This is a genomic window from Streptomyces aureocirculatus (assembly GCF_000720475.1).
GTDB lineage: Bacteria > Actinomycetota > Actinomycetes > Streptomycetales > Streptomycetaceae > Streptomyces > Streptomyces aureocirculatus.
This window is the reverse complement of sequence record NZ_JOAP01000019.1, coordinates 124,906-141,967: the sequence shown is the minus strand read 5'-3', so window position 1 is coordinate 141,967 and position 17,062 is coordinate 124,906. Positions and strand designations below refer to the sequence as shown.

General features: G+C 72.1%; 15 protein-coding genes. 9 read left to right on the top strand and 6 right to left on the bottom strand.

What is annotated here, in order from left to right:
- Nucleotides 1-7 precede the first annotated feature (7 nt).
- The 6 genes from IG78_RS0118220 (at nt 8) to IG78_RS49235 (ending at nt 6,212) form a co-directional block, all read left to right on the top strand.
- Entirely contained in the window at nt 8-1,351 is a 1,344-nt protein-coding gene (locus tag IG78_RS0118220; protein WP_030564427.1) for a DUF2252 domain-containing protein, read from the top strand.
- Nucleotides 1,352-1,455: 104 nt separating this feature from the next.
- Nucleotides 1,456-2,142 (top strand): hypothetical protein, encoded by a 687-nt coding sequence (locus IG78_RS0118215; RefSeq protein ID WP_030564425.1) that lies wholly within the window; start codon nt 1,456-1,458, stop codon nt 2,140-2,142.
- A gap of 40 nt (nt 2,143-2,182) precedes the next feature.
- Complete coding sequence (locus IG78_RS0118210) at nt 2,183-3,001, top strand: thioredoxin domain-containing protein (RefSeq protein ID WP_030564423.1); 819 nt, start codon at nt 2,183-2,185, stop codon at nt 2,999-3,001.
- A gap of 115 nt (nt 3,002-3,116) precedes the next feature.
- Nucleotides 3,117-4,832 carry an alkaline phosphatase D family protein gene (locus IG78_RS0118205; protein ID WP_051852747.1) on the top strand — a complete coding sequence of 572 codons (1,716 nt, stop codon included), beginning with the start codon at nt 3,117-3,119 and terminating at the stop codon, nt 4,830-4,832.
- Nucleotides 4,833-5,169: 337 nt separating this feature from the next.
- Entirely contained in the window at nt 5,170-5,361 is a 192-nt protein-coding gene (locus IG78_RS48100) for a hypothetical protein (protein WP_051852732.1), read from the top strand.
- Nucleotides 5,362-5,810: 449 nt separating this feature from the next.
- Nucleotides 5,811-6,212 carry a hypothetical protein gene (locus IG78_RS49235; RefSeq protein WP_157855808.1) on the top strand — a complete coding sequence of 134 codons (402 nt, stop codon included), beginning with the start codon at nt 5,811-5,813 and terminating at the stop codon, nt 6,210-6,212.
- Here the strand turns inward: IG78_RS49235 and IG78_RS0118190 are convergent.
- Nucleotides 6,149-6,718 carry a dienelactone hydrolase family protein gene (locus IG78_RS0118190; protein ID WP_030564416.1) on the bottom strand — a complete coding sequence of 190 codons (570 nt, stop codon included), beginning with the start codon at nt 6,716-6,718 and terminating at the stop codon, nt 6,149-6,151. The genes IG78_RS49235 and IG78_RS0118190 overlap by 64 nt on opposite strands.
- A 59-nt stretch (nt 6,719-6,777) precedes the next feature.
- Here IG78_RS0118190 and IG78_RS0118185 point away from each other — a divergent pair, with 59 nt between their 5' ends.
- Nucleotides 6,778-7,869 carry a mechanosensitive ion channel family protein gene (locus tag IG78_RS0118185; protein WP_030564414.1) on the top strand — a complete coding sequence of 364 codons (1,092 nt, stop codon included), beginning with the start codon at nt 6,778-6,780 and terminating at the stop codon, nt 7,867-7,869.
- 57 nt (nt 7,870-7,926) lie between these two features.
- On the opposite strand, the gene IG78_RS0118180 is transcribed toward IG78_RS0118185, so the two are convergent.
- From IG78_RS0118180 to IG78_RS52435, 5 genes are all read right to left on the bottom strand, one after another.
- Nucleotides 7,927-9,513, bottom strand: a complete 1,587-nt coding sequence (locus tag IG78_RS0118180; protein WP_030564412.1) for a Na+/H+ antiporter — start codon at nt 9,511-9,513, stop codon at nt 7,927-7,929.
- Nucleotides 9,514-9,593: 80 nt separating this feature from the next.
- Nucleotides 9,594-10,091, bottom strand: a complete 498-nt coding sequence (locus IG78_RS0118175; protein WP_404827739.1) for a GNAT family N-acetyltransferase — start codon at nt 10,089-10,091, stop codon at nt 9,594-9,596.
- Nucleotides 10,088-11,029 carry an RluA family pseudouridine synthase gene (locus IG78_RS0118170; protein ID WP_030564408.1) on the bottom strand — a complete coding sequence of 314 codons (942 nt, stop codon included), beginning with the start codon at nt 11,027-11,029 and terminating at the stop codon, nt 10,088-10,090. Before IG78_RS0118170 ends, IG78_RS0118175 begins: the two co-directional genes overlap by 4 nt.
- Nucleotides 11,030-11,052: 23 nt before the next feature.
- Entirely contained in the window at nt 11,053-11,691 is a 639-nt protein-coding gene (lspA, locus tag IG78_RS0118165) for a signal peptidase II (protein WP_030564406.1), read from the bottom strand.
- Nucleotides 11,692-11,769: 78 nt separating this feature from the next.
- Nucleotides 11,770-12,666: a TraR/DksA family transcriptional regulator gene (locus IG78_RS52435; RefSeq protein WP_347400154.1), complete on the bottom strand. Its 897-nt coding sequence runs from the start codon at nt 12,664-12,666 to the stop codon at nt 11,770-11,772.
- 49 nt (nt 12,667-12,715) lie between these two features.
- Here IG78_RS52435 and IG78_RS52430 point away from each other — a divergent pair, with 49 nt between their 5' ends.
- Both IG78_RS52430 and ileS read left to right on the top strand, forming a co-directional pair.
- Nucleotides 12,716-13,177 carry a hypothetical protein gene (locus tag IG78_RS52430; RefSeq protein ID WP_051852731.1) on the top strand — a complete coding sequence of 154 codons (462 nt, stop codon included), beginning with the start codon at nt 12,716-12,718 and terminating at the stop codon, nt 13,175-13,177.
- Nucleotides 13,178-13,830: 653 nt separating this feature from the next.
- Nucleotides 13,831-16,977 carry an isoleucine--tRNA ligase gene (gene ileS / locus IG78_RS0118150; RefSeq protein WP_030564400.1) on the top strand — a complete coding sequence of 1,049 codons (3,147 nt, stop codon included), beginning with the start codon at nt 13,831-13,833 and terminating at the stop codon, nt 16,975-16,977.
- Nucleotides 16,978-17,062: the final 85 nt, after the last annotated feature.

Here is a 17,062-nt window from a genome sequence, read left to right as displayed (position 1 = left end):
CCCCCCGATGTCGGTCCCGCAGCCCCCCGCCGACCAGCGCGGCGAGGAGATCCTCGCCGTCTTCGGCACCGCGTTCGGCGAGCTGCTCGCCGCCGACCCCGCAGCGTTCCGGGTGAAGTTCCGGAAGATGGCGGCCTCTGCCTTCGCCTTCTACCGCGGCACGGCCTGCCTCTTCTACCACGACCTGGAGGGCGAGCACGCGGACGGCGGGAAGCACGGCGGTCCCTACGTGGACGACCGCACGGGCCGGGTGTGGATCCACGGCGACCTGCACGCGGAGAACTTCGGCACGTACATGGACTCCCAGGGCCGCCTGATCTTCAACGTCAACGACTTCGACGAGGCGTACGTGGGCCCCTTCACCTGGGACCTGAAGCGCCTCGCTGCCTCCCTGGCCCTGATCGGCTACACCAAGGCGCTCAGCGACGAGCAGATCACGGACCTCGTGCGCACCTACGCCGCGGCGTACCGCGAGCGCGTCCACGACCTGGCGACGGGCGCGAAGAGCGACGAGGTGCCGCCCTTCACCCTGGACACCGCCGAGGGCCCGCTCCTCGACGCCCTGCGCGCGGCCCGCTCCCTGACCCGCTTCGAGCTCCTGGACTCGATGACGGAGATCCGTGACTTCGAGCGCCGCTTCGCGTCCGGCGGCGGCTCCATCGAGCTCGACGCCGCCACCCGGTACAAGGTCCTTGCCGCCTTCGACGGCTATCTGGAGACCCTCCCCGAGTCCTCCCTGGCCCGCCCGGACTCCTACCGCGTGAAGGACGTCGTGGGCCGCCGCGGCATCGGCATCGGCTCCGCGGGCCTGCCGTCGTACAACATCCTGCTCGAGGGCAACAGCGACGCCCTGGAGAACGACGTCGTGATCTATCTCAAGCAGGCCCAGACCCCGGCGGTCTCCCGGCACATCACGGACCCCGCGATCCGCGACTACTTCCAGCACGAGGGCCACCGCACGGTCATCTCGCAGCGGGCCCTGCAGGCGCACGCCGACCCCTGGCTCGGCTGGACCGAGCTGAACGGCACGGGCCAGCTCGTCGCCGAGGTCTCGCCGTACGCGGTGGACCTCGACTGGTCGGACATCGACGACGTGGAGGAGATCTCCGCGGTGGTGGCCGACCTGGGCCGGGCCACGGCGACGATGCACTCCGCGGCGGACGACGAGAGCGGCCACTCCGACCTGGTGCCGTTCTCCACGGAGCGCGCCATCGACGCCGCCATCGCCGCCGACGAGGCGGGCTTCGCCGACCTCCTGGTGGACTTCGCGCACAGCTACGGCGCACGGGCCCGCGCGGACCACCAGATCTTCGTCGACCTCTTCCGCAACGGCCGCATCCCGGGCCTGTAGCCCCGATGCGGCCGGTCGTCGGATGCACAGGGACTTCCGCAGGGACTTCCACAGGGACCCTTTAGGGGTCTCTTACGACGGCACATGGCACACTCAACTGCGCGATGGACATATCAGGGACCCAGTGGAGAGTGGCGCGCGCGGCAGTGTTCACGGCCCTTGTCGTGACGCTCTCCGCCGCGTCGCACGTCCTGCTGTCCCGCGCCCCGCTGCCGCTCATCCCGGTCGCCGCGGTGAGCGCCGCCGTCTTCGGACTCGCGTACGCCCTCGCGGGGCGCGAGCGCGGCTTCGGCGCGATCGCCACCCTGCTCATCCCGCTGGAACTCGCCGCGGACACGGTGTTCACGGCGGGCCAGCACGTCTGTTACGGCCAGGCGGGCGGCCCGGTCGCGGGCCCGCTGCGCTCCGTCGGCTTCGACGTGCTGTGCGGCGGCGGCAGCGTCGGCACGCCCCTGGCCCGGATGGCGGGCGGCGAGAGTCACGGCGCCGCCGCGGTGCTCGCCGACGCCGACCCCGCCGCGGCCTGGCTGCTGCTCGCCGCGCACGTCGGGACCGGGCTGCTCGCGGCCTCCTGGCTCGGGCGCGGTGAGCGTGCCGTCGCCGGACTGCTGCGCGCCGCTGCCGCGGCGACGTTCCGGCCGCTGATCCTCGCGGTCGCGGCGGTGGCCCCGCGCGGCGAGCCCGCGCGCCGCCTGCCGCGCCCCGTCCGCCGGGCGCCGGTCGTCCGCAGCAGACTGCTCGTGCACATCGTGGGACGGCGTGGACCGCCGTGCTCGGCCGCATTCGCCTGAGCACAGCAGTGTCCCCCCTGCCACACCACGGAGAAGAATCATGAGCAAGCGCAACAGCCAGGCATCCAAGCAGGCGGCCCGCGAGCGGATCCGCGCCCAGCAGGAGGCCGAGCGCCGGCGCGAGAAGCGCAAGCGGTCGATCCTCGTCGGCGCCTCCATCCTCGGTGTCCTCGCCATCGCGGGCGGTGTCTCGTACGCCGTCATGCAGAACAACAAGCCCGGCTACTGGGACGAGGCCAAGGACCAGAAGCTGGTCAAGCCGGCCAACACCAGCGGCGCGAACGGCACGACCGTCATCGTCGGCAAGGCGAGCGCCAAGAAGACCCTGAAGATCTACGAGGACCCGCGCTGCCCCATCTGCGCGAGCTTCGAGCAGACCGTGGGCCCGACGGTCGAGAAGGACCTCAAGGACGGCAAGTACAAGGTCCAGTTCGTCGGCGCCACCTTCCTCGACAACAGCTTCCCCGGTGAGGGCTCCCGCAACGCGATGAGCGCACTCGGTGCCGCCCTGAACGTCTCCCCCGACGCCTTCCTCGCCTACAAGAAGGCGCTGTACTCGACCGACAACCACCCGGCCGAGCAGGACGACAAGTTCAAGGACGACTCCTACCTGCTGAAGATCGCGAACGAGGTGCCCGAGCTCAAGAAGAGCGCGGCCTTCAAGAAGGCGGTCGAGGACGGCACGTACGACCGCTGGGCCCTGGAGGTCTCGGACGCGTTCGGCGACAACGAGGACAAGGTCGAGGGCACCCCGGCCGTCGTCATGAACGGCAAGCAGCTCAAGGGCGCCGACGGCAGGAACGCGCCGATGACCGTCGAGGAGTTCAACAAGGCCGTCGACGCGGAGATCAAGGGCTGATCCAGGAGTTATCACGCAAGCGCAGTAGGCGTGTTGCGGAAGAGCGGGCGAACTTTCGGCAGTCGCCCGCTCTTCGCCGTTACCGGTCCGTAGGGTCCGCCCTGTGACCAGTCGAATAGACAACAACTCCGTTGCGCCCGCCGAGGTTTCCGAGAGATCCCCGGACGCCTCCCGCGCCCCGCGCCGCCGCACCGTCGTCAAGGCGGCGGCCGCCACCGCCGCCCTCGCCGCCCCGCTCGCGGCGATACCGGCCGCCCGCGCCGCCGACGGCCCCGCCTTCCTGCACGGTGTCGCCTCCGGCGACCCGCTGCCCGACGGCGTCCTGCTGTGGACGCGCGTCACCCCGACACCCGACGCCACCCCGGGGTCCGGCAGGGGCCCGGACGTCGAGGTGCGCTGGGAGGTGGCCGAGGACAAGGGCTTCACCCGGGTCGTCGGCAGCGGCGCGCTCTCGGCGAAGGCCGCGGGCGACCACACCGTCAAGGCCGATGTAAGGGGCCTGCGCCCGGCGAGCACCTATTACTACCGCTTCATCGTCGGCAAGGAGGGCAACGGAGGCAACGGGGACAGCGAGTCGCCGGTGCGCTCCCCCGTGGGCCGCACCCGGACCGCGCCCGCCCACGACGCCTCCGCGGCCGGGGTCCGCTTCGGCCTCGTGTCCTGCTCCAACTGGGAGGCCGGGTACTTCTCCGCCTACCGCCACCTGGCCGCGCGCACCGAACTCGACGCGGTCCTGCACCTCGGCGACTACCTCTACGAGTACGCGTCCGGCGGCTTCGCCTCCTCGGGCGACGTCGTACGCGAGCACCGGCCCCGGCACGAGATCCTCACCCTCGCCGACTACCGGACCCGGCACGGCGCCCACAAGACCGACCCCGACGCGCAGGCGATGCACGGCACGCACCCGGTGATCGCGATCTGGGACGACCACGAGGTCGCCAACGACGCCTGGTCCGGCGGCGCGGAGAACCACACCCCGGACACGGAGGGCCCCTGGGCCGCACGCGTGGCCGCCGCCAAGCAGGCCTACTTCGAGTGGATGCCGGTGCGCCCGGCCACCGAGGGCACCGTCTACCGCCGGCTGCGCTTCGGCAGCCTTGCCGAGCTGCACCTGCTCGACCTGCGCTCGTTCCGCTCGCAGCAGGCGGGCGTCGGCAGCGGCGATGTCGACTCCCCCACGCGGACGATCACGGGCCGCGCCCAGCTCGACTGGCTGAAGTCCGGCCTGACCGCGTCGAACGCCACCTGGCAGTTGGTCGGCACCTCGGTGATGATCTCACCGGTCGCCTTCGGCTCCCTGCCCGCGTATCTCCTGAAGCCGCTCGCGGAGCTGCTCGGCCTGCCCGAGGGCGGTCTCGCCGTCAACACCGACCAGTGGGACGGCTACACCCACGACCGCAAGGAGCTGATCGGGCACCTGCGCGACAAGGCCGTCCGGAACACGGTCTTCCTGACCGGTGACATCCACATGGCGTGGGCCAACGACGTGCCGGTGACCGCCGCCACGTACCCGGCGTCGCCGTCCGTGGCCACGGAGTTCGTCGTCACGTCCGTGACCTCCGACAACGTCGACGACTTCCTGAACGTCGCGCCGCACACCCTCTCGCTCGTCGGCGTCGCCGCGATCAAGGCCGCCAACCGCCATGTGAAGTACCTGGACATGGACTCCCACGGATACGGCGTCCTGGACGTCACCAAGGAGCGGTCCCAGATGGACTACTACGTCCTCTCCGACCGCACCGACCCGCACGCGACCTCGTCGTGGGCACGTTCGTACCGCACCTTGAGCGGAACGCAGAAGGTCGAGCGGGTGCACGCGCCGGTGCGCTAGCCCCTGCCCTGTCGCCCATGAGTGGCCGTGGGGACATGGTCGACGGGCCCTTCGAACTGCTGGAGCGGCTCGGCAGCGGTGGCATGGGCACGGTGTGGCGGGCGCGCGACACCGTGCTGCACCGCGAGGTGGCGCCGAGGAGGTCCTGCCTCAGGGCCCACGGCCTCGCGGACCGGAGCCTCGGGGACCGGAGCCTCGGGGACCGGAGCCTCGCGGACCGGAGCCTGGGGGACCGGAGCCTTCAGGCCCGGAGCCCCCGCGTCCTGAACCGGCGGGCCCTGAACCGGCTGGTGAGGCCCCGCGGGAGGTGCGGGGGCAGGAGGCCTCGCGGAGGAACGTGAGTCCGCTGCGCCGCGCCTCCACCCTGGCCACGCTGGCCGCGGTGCTCGACGAGCCGGTGCCGCCACCGGTGCGCTCGGGCCCGCTCGCGCCGGTCCTGCGGGCACTCCTCGTACGGGACCCGGCGCTGCGGCCCACGGCGGACCGGCTCGACGGGATGCTCACGGCGGTGGCGGAGGGAGTGTCGTGACAGCCCCCCGAGACCGCGCCGAGGCCAGGCCCGTCCCTCGCGGGTGACGCCCGGCGGCGCACGCCGGTGATCGTGGCCGCGGTCTCGGTGGCCGTCGCACTCGTGGCGGGGACGGCGCTGGCACTGGCGCTGCGGGACGGCGGGAGCGACGGCGCCGAGGGCGGCGGCCGCGGTACGAGCAGTGCCGCAACCGGAGCGTCCCGCACCTCGGATCCGGCCGGGCGGCCCACCGACAGGGCCCGCACGCCGTCCGCCTCGGCGCCCGCCCCGCCACCCTCCGCCGCGACCGGGTCGCCGCCCGGCTGCCCGCCCGGCCCGTCGGGCGGCTCCCCGCCCGGCCCCCGCCCGGCCCGTCGGCCGGGTCGTCGGCCGGGTCGTCGGCCGGGTCGTCGGCCGGCTCCGGACCCGCCTCGTCGGCTCCGCCCGCGGCCGGGCGCTGGATCGCGCAGTTGCACTCCGAGCCGGACAGCTCGTCCGCCGCCACGCGCGACCGCAAGCTCGCCGCCCTGCGCAGGGCGGTGCCGCAGGCGCGGTACCCGCACAGCGACGACTACGCCTCGCTGCGTCCGGGCTTCTGGGTGTTCTACGCGCCCGGCCCCTTCGCCGACGGGCGCACGGCGCTGCGGTTCTGCGCGGCGCGCACGGCCGCACCACGGGAAGGGCGTGCCTGGGGCGCCGTCTCAGTGACAGCGGCGCGGACGTGGGGCTGCGCTGCAAGCCGCCCGCGAGCAGCCCGGTGGGGCGCCGCACGCGCTCCTGAGCGGGTGCCGCCGCCGCTGGTACGTGCCTACAGGCTGTCGAGGAATCCCAGCGCCGTACGCCATGTCGCCTCCGCCGCCTCGGCGTCGTAGTCGTCCAGGTCCGGGTCGGTGTACAGGTGTCCCGCGCCCGGATAGCGGTAGACCTCCACGTCGGCCCCGGCGCGGCCCATCCGCAGGTACCAGGCGCTGAGCCAGTCGTCCGTCTCGAACGCGTCCGGCTCGGCGACGTGCAACTGGACCGGCAGGTCGGCCACGGACGCGTTCTCGGCGATGTCCGAGGTGCCGTGCAGCAGGAGCAGGCCGCGCGCCTTGTCGTCGCCGAGGGCGAGGGTCTGCGCGGTGGCGGCGCCCAGCGAGAAGCCCGCGTACACCAGGCCCCGCTCGGAGTAGGGCGCGGCGGCGAGCACCGCGCGCTTCAGGAGCTCGTCGGTGCCGAGCTCCTCCCTGAAGGCCAGCCCTTCCTCGACGGTCTCGAAGGTGCGGCCCTCGAAGAGGTCGGGCGTCCACACCTCGTGACCTGCCGCGCGCAGTTGGTCGGCCGCCGCGTGCACCGCGGGCCGCAGCCCGTACGCCGAATGGAAGAGCATGATGTTCATGGAGCCATCGTGCCACCTGCCTTCCAGGTCGGGGCGCACGTGCACCTACCCTCGGAGGCATGGAGAACGTACTGCGTCCGTTGATCGTCGTCGGCGGCTCGGTCGTGCTCACGCTGGCCGTCGGCTGGCTGGCCGACTGGGTGCTGCGGCGTGCCGACGCCCGGCGCCCCCACCAACCGCTGTGGGGGCTGCTCCGTCGCTGCCGGGTGCCGCTACAGGTGGTCATGTGCACGGCTCTGCTGCGGGGCTCGTACTCGCAGGCGGAGATCGCCAAGGAGCACACCGCGGGCCTCGCCAGAACGCTCACCCTTGTGCTCATAGGCTCGGTGGCCTGGCTGGCCGTGCGGGGCTCGGCCGCCGTGGTGGAGTCCTCGTACGCGCGCTACGCCCACGCGCACCGCGACCCGGCCCGGGTCCGGCGCGTCCGTACGCAGGTCACGCTGATCCAGCGGGTGGTCGCGGCCATCGTGGGGGTGGTGGCGGTCGCCGCGATGCTGCTGACCTTCCCCGCCATGCAGGCGGCCGGGACCTCGCTGCTCGCCTCCGCGGGCATCCTCGGCATCGTCGCCGGTGTGGCCGCCCAGTCCACCCTCGGCAACCTCTTCGCGGGGCTGCAGATCGCCTTCGGCGACATGGTGCGGATAGGCGACACGGTGGTGGTCGACGGCGAGTGGGGTGTCGTCGACGAGATCACGCTGACGTTCCTGACCGTACGGACCTGGGACGAGCGGCGGATCACGATGCCGGTGTCGTACTTCACGTCGAAACCGTTCGAGAACTGGTCCCGCGGCGGGGCCCAGATGACCGGCACCGTCTTCTTCCAGCTCGACCACACGGCCCCGGTGGCGGCCATGCGGGAGAAGCTGCAGGAGATCCTGCGCGACTGCGCGGCCTGGGACGGCCGTGACTGGGGCCTCGCCGTCACCGACACCACCCCGAACACCGTCCAGGTGCGGGCCCTGGTGACCGCCAAGGACGCCGACGACATCTGGACGGTGCGGGTCACGGTGCGCGAGCGGATGGTCGCCTGGCTGACCGAGCACCATCCGTACGCGCTGCCCCGGGTCAACACGGCCTGGGCGGCGGAGTCGCCGAACGGGGACCGTCCGCGTCCGGTGACGCCGCACGTGCCGCGCACGGGCCGCGGCTGACGGCACCGGAACACGGCGGCCGCCCCCTGACCTCCGGGAGGGGGCGGCCGCTCGGCGTCAGCGCAGGCTGCGTACGTCGAGGTGGTGCAGCACCCGGTCCACGATCTCCGGGTCGTAGCCGGGTTCGCTGCGCGCGGACAGGACCTCGTGGCGGGCGGCCGACATCATCTCGCGCTGGACGCGCTGGAAGGCCTTCATCCGGTCGACGCGCTTGATGTGCCGCTCGCGGCGCTCGTCGTCCACGATGTCCGGGCTGATCCGGGCGCCGATGTCGAAGGCGCCGCGCAGCAGCCGCTCGGAGATCTCCTCGGGCAGCTCCTCGACGTCCTCGATCTCCTTCAGGCGCGCCTTGGCGGCCTTGGCGGCGCGCACCGCGAGCTCGCGCTCCAGTTCCCGCTCGGCGTCGGTGTCGGCCCGCACGCCGAGCTTCTTCACCAGCCACGGCAGGGTGAGGCCCTGTGCGACGAGCGTCGCGACGATCACACAGAAGGCGATGAAGACGATCTCGTCCCTGGCGGGGAACGGAGCCCCGTCGTCCGTCTTCAGCGGAATGGCGAGAGCCAGCGCGACCGACGCCACGCCACGCATCCCCGACCACCACATGACGACGGTCTCACGCCAACTGGTCGGGATCTCCTCGTCGTAGTCCCTGCGCTTGTGCAGCCGCTTGGCGAGCCAGGTGGCCGGAAGCAGCCACAGCAGCCGTACGCCGACGACGACGGCGACGATGGCGGCGCCCCAGCCCGCCATCTCCCACTCGCGTCCGTCGGCCGTGCCGAAGACGTTGTGCAGTTCGAGCCCGATGAGGCCGAAGGCGACACCGGTGACGAGCGTGTCGACGATCTGCCAGAAGGACTGTCCGGTGATCCGGCCGAGTACGTCGTCCGCGTCGGTGGCCTTCTCCGCGAGGTAGAGCGCGGTGGTCAGGACGGCGAGGACGCCGGAGCCAAGGAGCTCCTCGGCGAGCACATAGGCGACGAACGGCACGAGGAGCGTCAGACCGGTCTGCAGGGTGGCGTCGTCGAGCAGGGCCATCAGCTTGTTGGAGAGCCAGCCGAGTACGAGGCCGACGGCCACGGCGACGACGGCCGAGAGCACGAGCTGTCCCGCGGCCGCGGACCAGGAGAAGTCGCCGCTGACGGCGGCGGCGATCGCCACGTGGTACAGCACGATGGCGGTCACGTCGTTGAAGAGGCCCTCGCCCTCCAGGATCGACACGAGCCGCCGTGGCAGCCCGAGCGACCCGGCGACGGCGGTCGCGGCCACCGGGTCCGGCGGGGCGACGAGCGCGCCGAGCGCGACGGCGGCGACCAGCGGGAGGCCCGGCACCACGGCGTTCGCGACGGCGGCGACGGCCGCCGTGGTCACGAACACCAGTGCCACGGCGAGCAGCAGGATCGGCCGGATGTTGGCCGCGAACTGCCGCCACGACGTGCGCTGCACGGCCGCGTACAGGAGCGGCGGCAGGACGAGCGGCAGGATGAGGTCGGGCGGTACGTCGACGTTGGGCACGAACGGCACAAAGGCGAGGACGCCCCCGACGAGCGTCATGAGCACCGGCGCGGGCAGCCCGATCCGGTCCCCCACCGGCACGGTGACCAGAGCCCCCAGCAACAGCAGGAGCAGCAGTGCCAGTTGATCCACGGGGTGCCCTCCGGCGGTGGGAGACGAGAACGATCAGTCCCTCAACCTTGCCACGCACCCCGCTCGATCGAGCCGAACGACTAACGCAGCGCCTTGCGCATGGCCAGGTGCTCGATCCCCGCGTCGAGGAACTCCGCCCCGTACGCCACGTACCCGAGGCGTTCGTAGAACCCCAGCGCATGCGTCTGCGCGTGCAGGTCGACGGCGGTGAGCCCGCGCGCGCGGGCGGCCTCCTCGATGGCCCCGACCAGCGCGGCCCCGGCCCCGAGTCCCCGCGCGGAGCGCACCACGGCGAGCCGGCCGAGGGCCCCCACACCCGTGTCCGGGTCACCGTTCTTCACGACAGCGGCGGCACCGGTGAGCAGCCGCCCCGCCCCCACGGGCACCCCGTCACCGGCCCGCACGGCGAGCACGTGCACGGCCCCCGCGTCGTACTCGTCGTACTCCAGGTCCTCCGGCACCCCCTGCTCGGCGACGAAGACCTCCTTGCGCACGGCGAAACAGGCGTCCAGGTCCCCCTGGTCCTCCGCGACCCGGCAGGTCACCCCGGCGCGGCGGACGTCGTCCGCGGCGGTCACGCGCTCTCCGCGCGGACCCGGTCGAGCGCCTGCTGGAGGTCGTCGGGGTAGCCGCTCTCGAACTCCGCCCACTGGCCGTCGCCGGGGTGCTCGAAGCCGAGCCGCATCGCGTGCAGCCACTGGCGGGTGAGGCCGAGGCGCTTGGCGAGCGTGGGGTCGGCGCCGTACGTCAAGTCGCCCACGCAGGGGTGCCGGTGCGCCGACATGTGCACACGGATCTGATGGGTGCGGCCCGTCTCCAGCTTGATGTCGAGCAGGGAGGCGGCGCGGAAGGCCTCGATCAGGTCGTAGTGCGTGACGGAGGGCTTGCCCTCGGCCGTGACCGCCCACTTGTAGTCGTGGTTCGGGTGGCGGCCGATGGGGGCGTCGATGGTGCCGCTCATGGGGTCGGGGTGGCCCTGCACCAGGGCGTGGTAGCGCTTGTCGACCGTGCGCTCCTTGAACTGTCGCTTCAGCGAGGTGTACGCCCGCTCCGACTTGGCGACGACCATCAGGCCGGAGGTGCCCACGTCCAGGCGGTGCACGATGCCCTGGCGCTCGGCGGCGCCGGACGTCGAGACGCGGTATCCGGCGGCGGCCAGGCCACCGATCACGGTCGTGCCCGTCCAGCCGGGGCTCGGGTGCGCGGCCACGCCCACCGGCTTGACGATCACGACGATGTCCTCGTCGTCGTGCACGATCTCCATGCCCTCGACGGGCTCGGCGACGATCTGCACCGGGGCGGCCGCCTGCGGCATCTCCACCTCCAGCCAGGCTCCGCCGTGCACGCGCTCGGACTTGCCGGCCACCGCGCCGTCGACCAGCACCTTGCCTGCGGCCGCGAGCTCGGCGGCCTTCGTACGGGAGAAACCGAACATGCGCGAGATGGCGGCGTCGACGCGCTCGCCCTCAAGGCCGTCAGGTACGGGCAGGGTACGGATCTCGGGAATCGTGCTCACCCCACGAGTATGCAGGAGGGGTGTCAGTCCTTGTGCACGGTGCCGTCGGGGTCGAGCCCGCGGAAGGAGAGCAGCACGATCAGGATGCCGCCGCAGACGATCGCGGAGTCCGCGAGGTTGAACACCGCGAAGTTCTTCGGCGCGATGAAGTCGACCACCGCGCCCTTGAAGAGGCCGGGCGAGCGGAAGATCCGGTCGGTGAGGTTGCCGAGGGCGCCGCCGAGGAGCAGGCCGAGCGCGATCGCCCAGGGCAGGCTGTACAGCTTGCGGGCGAGGCGGGCGATCACGACGATCACGGCCGTGGCGATCACCGTGAAGATGATGGTGTACGCCTCACCGAAGCCGAACGCGGCGCCCGCGTTGCGGATGGCGCTGAAGCGCAGCAGGTCGCCGACGACCTCGATCGAGTCGTGGTGCTCCAGCTTGGCGACCACGATCATCTTGCTGATCAGGTCGAGGGCGTACGCGAACAGGGCCACGCCGAACAGGACGGCGATCTTGCGCCGCCCCTTGGGGCGCTCGTCCGCGAGCTCCTCGCCCTTGGGCGACGCGCCGTCCTTGGGGCCGGGTCCTCCCGTGGCGCCGGAATCGGACTGCTCCGGTCCGGCTCCCGACGCCTCAGGGATGTCCGGCGTACCGATGATGCGCTCCGCCTCTGCCACGTGAGTCCCTCGACCTAGGTACCTGACTGGGGACGAGGGTACGGCACACACGTACGGTGCACGGCGTCCAGGCCACGCTCAGTAGCGCCGTTCCTGCTTCTGCTTGCACTCCACGCACAGGGTGGCGCGCGGGAAGGCCTGCATGCGTGCCTTGCCGATGGGGTTGCCGCAGTTCTCGCAGAGGCCGTACGTGCCCGCGTCGAGGCGCTCGAGGGCGCGTTCCGTCTGCTCCAGCATCTCCCGGGCGTTGGCGGCGAGCGCCATCTCGTGCTCCCGGGTGATGTTCTTGGTGCCGGTGTCCGCCTGGTCGTCGCCCGCGCCGTCCCCCGAGTCCCGCATCAGGCCCGCGAGGGCCGTCTCGGACGCCTCGATCTCGGTCCGCAGCCGCATCGTCTCGGACGTCAGCTCCGTCCGTGCCTCGGCGACCTCCGCCGGGGTCCACGGGTCCTCGCCGGGCCGCACCGCGAGTTCGCCGGGCGCCGCCGCCGCGGCCCGCGCCTTGGGCACCGCATCCGGCTTCTTCGCCGCCGTCGCCGTGCCCGGAGTCTTCTTCGCAACCACCGTCGTGGCTCCCGTCGTCTCCGCGGCCTGAGCCGCACCGTCGGCCGCGGACGCGGCCGTCTTCCTGGCCGTACGCTTTCCGGCCCCGGGGCCCTTGGCGGCGCCCGTCGCCTTCTTGGACGCAGTCACCCCGCCCTCCACCTCCCCGCCCACTCCCCCCACCTCACCCGACCGCACACCTACGGCCTTCTGAGCGGCAGCCTTCTCGCCCCCACCCTTCGTGGCGCCCGCCTTCGCACCGACAGCCGTCTCGCCGCCACCCGCCCCCTTGGCAGCCGCCTTCTTGGCACCGGCTTTGCTGGCACCCGCCTCCTTGCCAGCCACTTTGCTGGTGCCTGCCTCCTTGGCAGCCGCCTTACTGGCGCCCGCCTCCTTGGCACCAGCTTTGCTGGCACCCGCCTCCTTGCCAGCCACTTTGCTAGCGCCTGCCTCCTTGGCACCCGATTTGCTAGCGCCCGTCTCCTTGGCAGTCGTCTTGACGGCGGCCGTCTTCACGGCAGCCGTCTTGGCAGCCGCCCTGCTAGTGGCTGGCTCCTTGGCACCCGCTTTGCTGACACCCGCCCCCTTGGCAGCCACTTTGCTGGCGCCCACCTTCTTGGCAGACGTCTTCGCGGCAGCCGTCTTGGCAGCCCTCTTCGTAGCAGCCGCCTCTGTGGCAGCCGCCTTCGTAGGGGCAGCCTTCGTGGCGGCAGCCTTCTCCTCCGCACCGCCGCCCTTCTCGGCAGAGACCTCCTCGGCAGAGGCGGCAACCCCCGCGGCAGCGGTCTTCGACGTCTTCCTGGGCGGGGCGAAGGTCTTCTTCGACCCCGTCGAGGAGGACACCCCACCCGCCCGCACCGTCTTGACCGCGCGGGCGGCCTTACCCCCCGCAGACCCAGCCGCCCCAGCGGCTCCCGCGCCGGTGGATCTGTTCGACGCCGGCTGATGTCCGGCGGTCTTTTTCGCCACCATGGCCGCGGCCCCTTCACATATTGTGATCTTGCACGCGAATCGTGCTGGGACGATAAATCGACCCCACGCCCGCGGCAACGGGGCACGCCGCCCGATGCACCCGCCCCGCGGGGGCCGCGCGACGAGCCTGCAAGCGTTGTGCCCAGCTCCCCGCCCCGTAAATCCGCCGAGGACAGCGCGCGAGGACCCGTCGGCGGGCGTCTCGCCATTCGGGTCAGTGCGGGCCCGCCACCCCACCCCGCCCGGCCCCGCCGAAAACCCCCGTTCCACCCGGCCCGCCGAAAACCGGTCGGCCGCCCCCGCCCCGGCGCCGTACACTGACCGGAGCGAGAAGCGTGGATGGGGACGAGTAGCGGCGTACGCGGCCAGGAGCGACCCGGGGACGGTGTGAGCCCGGGGGCGAGCGCGACGTGAAGATCACCCCGGAGCCGCCGGAAGAAAGCCGCAGCAGCCCCGAGCCGGGGCGGACGCGGCGAGTAGACCCGGCATCGCGACCCCAATGAGGGGGCCTGCCAGGGCGCCACGAGCGCCAGGAAGGCCAAGGAGGGTGGTACCGCGGGAGCGCAGCAGCGCAGCCTCTCGTCCCTCCGACGGAAGGGAAGAACGTCCGCCGGAGGAAGCGCGAACATGACACCGCCCCCGCAGTACCGCCAGGTGCCGGCCCAGGTCGACCTGCCCGCCCTGGAGCACGCCGTGCTCGACTTCTGGCGCGAGCAGAAGATCTTCGCCAAGAGCCTGGAGCAGTCCGAGGGCCGCCCCGAGTGGGTGTTCTACGAGGGCCCGCCCACGGCCAACGGCATGCCCGGCGCCCACCACATCGAGGCCCGCGTCTTCAAGGACGTCTTCCCGCGCTTCCGCACCATGCGCGGCTACCACGTCGCCCGCAAGGCCGGCTGGGACTGCCACGGCCTGCCCGTCGAGCTGGCCGTCGAGAAGGAACTCGGGTTCAACGGCAAGAAGGACATCGAGGCGTACGGCATCGCCGAGTTCAACGCCAAGTGCCGCGAGTCGGTGACCCGGCACACCGACGCCTTCGCCGAGCTCACGACCCGCATGGGCTACTGGGTCGACCTCGACGAGGCGTACCGCACGATGAACCCGGAGTACGTCGACTCCGTCTGGTGGTCCCTGAAGGAGATCTTCAACAAGGACCTGCTCGTCCAGGACCACCGCGTCGCCCCCTGGTGCCCCCGCTGCGGCACGGGCCTGTCGGACCACGAGCTGGCGCAGGGCTACGAGACGGTCGTCGACCCGTCCGTCTACGTCCGCTTCCCGCTCACCGGCGGCCCCCTCGCGGGCGAGGCCGCCCTCCTGGTGTGGACGACCACCCCGTGGACGCTGGTGTCCAACACGGCCGTCGCCGCGCACCCGGACGTCACCTACGTGGTGGCGACCGACGGCAAGGAGAAGCTGGTCGTCGCCGAGCCCCTCCTGGAGAAGGCCCTCGGCGAGGGCTGGGAGGCCACGGGGCAGTCCTTCACCGGCACCGAGATGGAGCGCTGGACCTACCAGCGCCCCTTCGAGCTGGTCCCCTTCCCCGCGGAGGCGCACTACGTCGTCAACGCGGACTACGTCACCACCGAGGACGGCACGGGCCTCGTCCACCAGTCCCCCGCCTTCGGTGAGGACGACCTGAAGGTCTGCCGTTCCTACGGCCTGCCGGTCGTGAACCCGGTCCGCCCGGACGGCACCTTCGAGGAGGACGTCCCGCTCGTGGGCGGCGTCTTCTTCAAGAAGGCGGACGAGAGCCTCACCAAGGACCTGGCCGACCGCGGCCTGCTCTTCCGGCACATCGCGTACGAGCACAGCTACCCGCACTGCTGGCGCTGCCACACCGCGCTCCTCTACTACGCCCAGCCGTCCTGGTACATCCGCACCACGGCCGTCAAGGACCGGCTCCTGGAGGAGAACGAGAAGACCAACTGGTTCCCCGACTCGGTCAAGCACGGCCGCTTCGGCGACTGGCTGACCAACAACGTCGACTGGGCGCTGTCCCGCAACCGCTACTGGGGCACCCCGCTGCCCATCTGGCGCTGCGCGGAGAACCACCTCACCTGCGTCGGCTCGCGCGCGGAACTCACCGAGCTGACCGGCACCGACCAGTCGGACCTCGACCCCCACCGCCCCTTCATCGACGACGTCACCTTCACCTGCACCCACAAGGGCTGCGCCCTCGAAGCGGTGCGCGTGCCGGAGGTCATCGACGCCTGGTACGACTCGGGCTCGATGCCGTTCGCGCAGTGGGGCTACCCGTACAAGAACAAGGAGCTCTTCGAGAGCCGCTACCCCGCCCAGTTCATCAGCGAGGCCATCGACCAGACCCGCGGCTGGTTCTACACGCTGATGGCGGTCGGCACCCTGGTGTTCGACAAGTCGTCGTACGAGAACGTCGTCTGTCTCGGCCACATCCTCGCCGAGGACGGCCGCAAGATGTCCAAGCACCTGGGCAACATCCTGCAGCCGATCCCGCTCATGGACCAGCACGGCGCCGACGCGGTCCGCTGGTTCATGGCGGCCGGCGGCTCCCCGTGGGCGGCCCGCCGCGTCGGCCACGGCACCATCCAGGAAGTCGTCCGCAAGACCCTCCTGACGTACTGGAACACCGCGGCCTTCCAGGCGCTGTACGCCCGTACGTCGCAGTGGGCCCCCTCGGACACCGACCCGGCCCCCGCCGACCGTCCGCTCCTCGACCGCTGGCTGCTCAGCGAGCTGCACGCGCTCACGGACCAGGTGACGCAGGCCCTGGACGCCTACGACACCCAGCGCGCGGGCAAGCTGCTCTCCGCCTTCGTGGACAACCTCTCCAACTGGTACGTCCGCCGCTCGCGGCGCCGCTTCTGGCAGGGTGACGCGGCCGCGCTGCGCACGCTGCACGAGGTCATCGAGACGGTCACGCGCCTGCTCGCCCCGCTGACGCCGTTCATCACGGAGCGCGTCTGGCAGGACCTGGTCGTGCCGGTCACGCCGGGCGCCCCGGAGTCGGTGCACCTGTCCTCCTGGCCGGAGGCGGACCTGTCGGCGATCGACCCGGACCTTTCGAAGCAGATGGTCCTCGTGCGCCGCCTGGTCGAGCTCGGCCGGGCCACGCGCGCGGAGTCGGGCGTCAAGACCCGCCAGCCGCTGTCCCGCGCGCTGATCGCGGCGTCGGGCTTCGAGTCGCTCGACCCGGAGCTGCGCGCCCAGATCACCGAGGAGCTGAACGTCTCCTCCCTGGCGTCGCTCTCCGACGTCGGCGGCTCCCTGGTCGACACCACCGCCAAGGCCAACTTCCGAGCCCTCGGCAAGCGTTTCGGCAAGGGCGTCCAGGCGGTCGCCAAGGCCGTCGCCGAGGCCGACGCGGCCGCCCTGTCCCTCGCCCTGCGCGCGGGCACGGCGTCGGTGGAGGTCGACGGCGAGCAGGTGAGCCTCGCCCCGGACGAGGTCATCATCACCGAGACCCCGCGCGAGGGCTGGTCGGTGGCGTCCGACTCCGGCGCCACGGTCGCCCTCGATCTGGAGCTCACGGACGAGCTGCGGCGGGCGGGCCTGGCCCGCGACGCCATCCGCCTGATCCAGGAGGCCCGCAAGAACAGCGGCCTGGACGTGGCGGACCGGATCGCCCTGCGCTGGGCCGCCACGGACGAGGCCACGGCCACGGCCCTCACGGACCACGCCGCCCTCATCGCCGACGAGGTCCTCGCCACGGACTTCGCCTCCGGCGAGGCGGACGACACCTACGGCGAGCCCTTCAAGGACGACGCCCTGAACCTCACCTTCCGCCTCCGCAAGGCGTAACGGCGCCCCCGAAGGCCCGGTCTCCGCCGCTCACCCGGCCAAGACCGGGCCTTTGTCGTACCCAGCCCCGGCGCCGGGTGCCCGT

What these genes read in the sequence shown, in the direction of transcription:
- IG78_RS0118220 (WP_030564427.1), top strand. Translation starts at nt 8, where the DNA reads ATGTCGGTCCCGCAGCCCCCCGCCGACCAGCGCGGCGAGGAGATCCTC.
- IG78_RS0118215 (WP_030564425.1), top strand. Translation starts at nt 1,456, where the DNA reads ATGGACATATCAGGGACCCAGTGGAGAGTGGCGCGCGCGGCAGTGTTC.
- IG78_RS0118210 (WP_030564423.1), top strand. Translation starts at nt 2,183, where the DNA reads ATGAGCAAGCGCAACAGCCAGGCATCCAAGCAGGCGGCCCGCGAGCGG.
- IG78_RS0118190 (WP_030564416.1), bottom strand. Translation starts at nt 6,718, where the DNA reads ATGAACATCATGCTCTTCCATTCGGCGTACGGGCTGCGGCCCGCGGTG.
- IG78_RS0118185 (WP_030564414.1), top strand. Translation starts at nt 6,778, where the DNA reads ATGGAGAACGTACTGCGTCCGTTGATCGTCGTCGGCGGCTCGGTCGTG.
- ileS (WP_030564400.1), top strand. Translation starts at nt 13,831, where the DNA reads ATGACACCGCCCCCGCAGTACCGCCAGGTGCCGGCCCAGGTCGACCTG.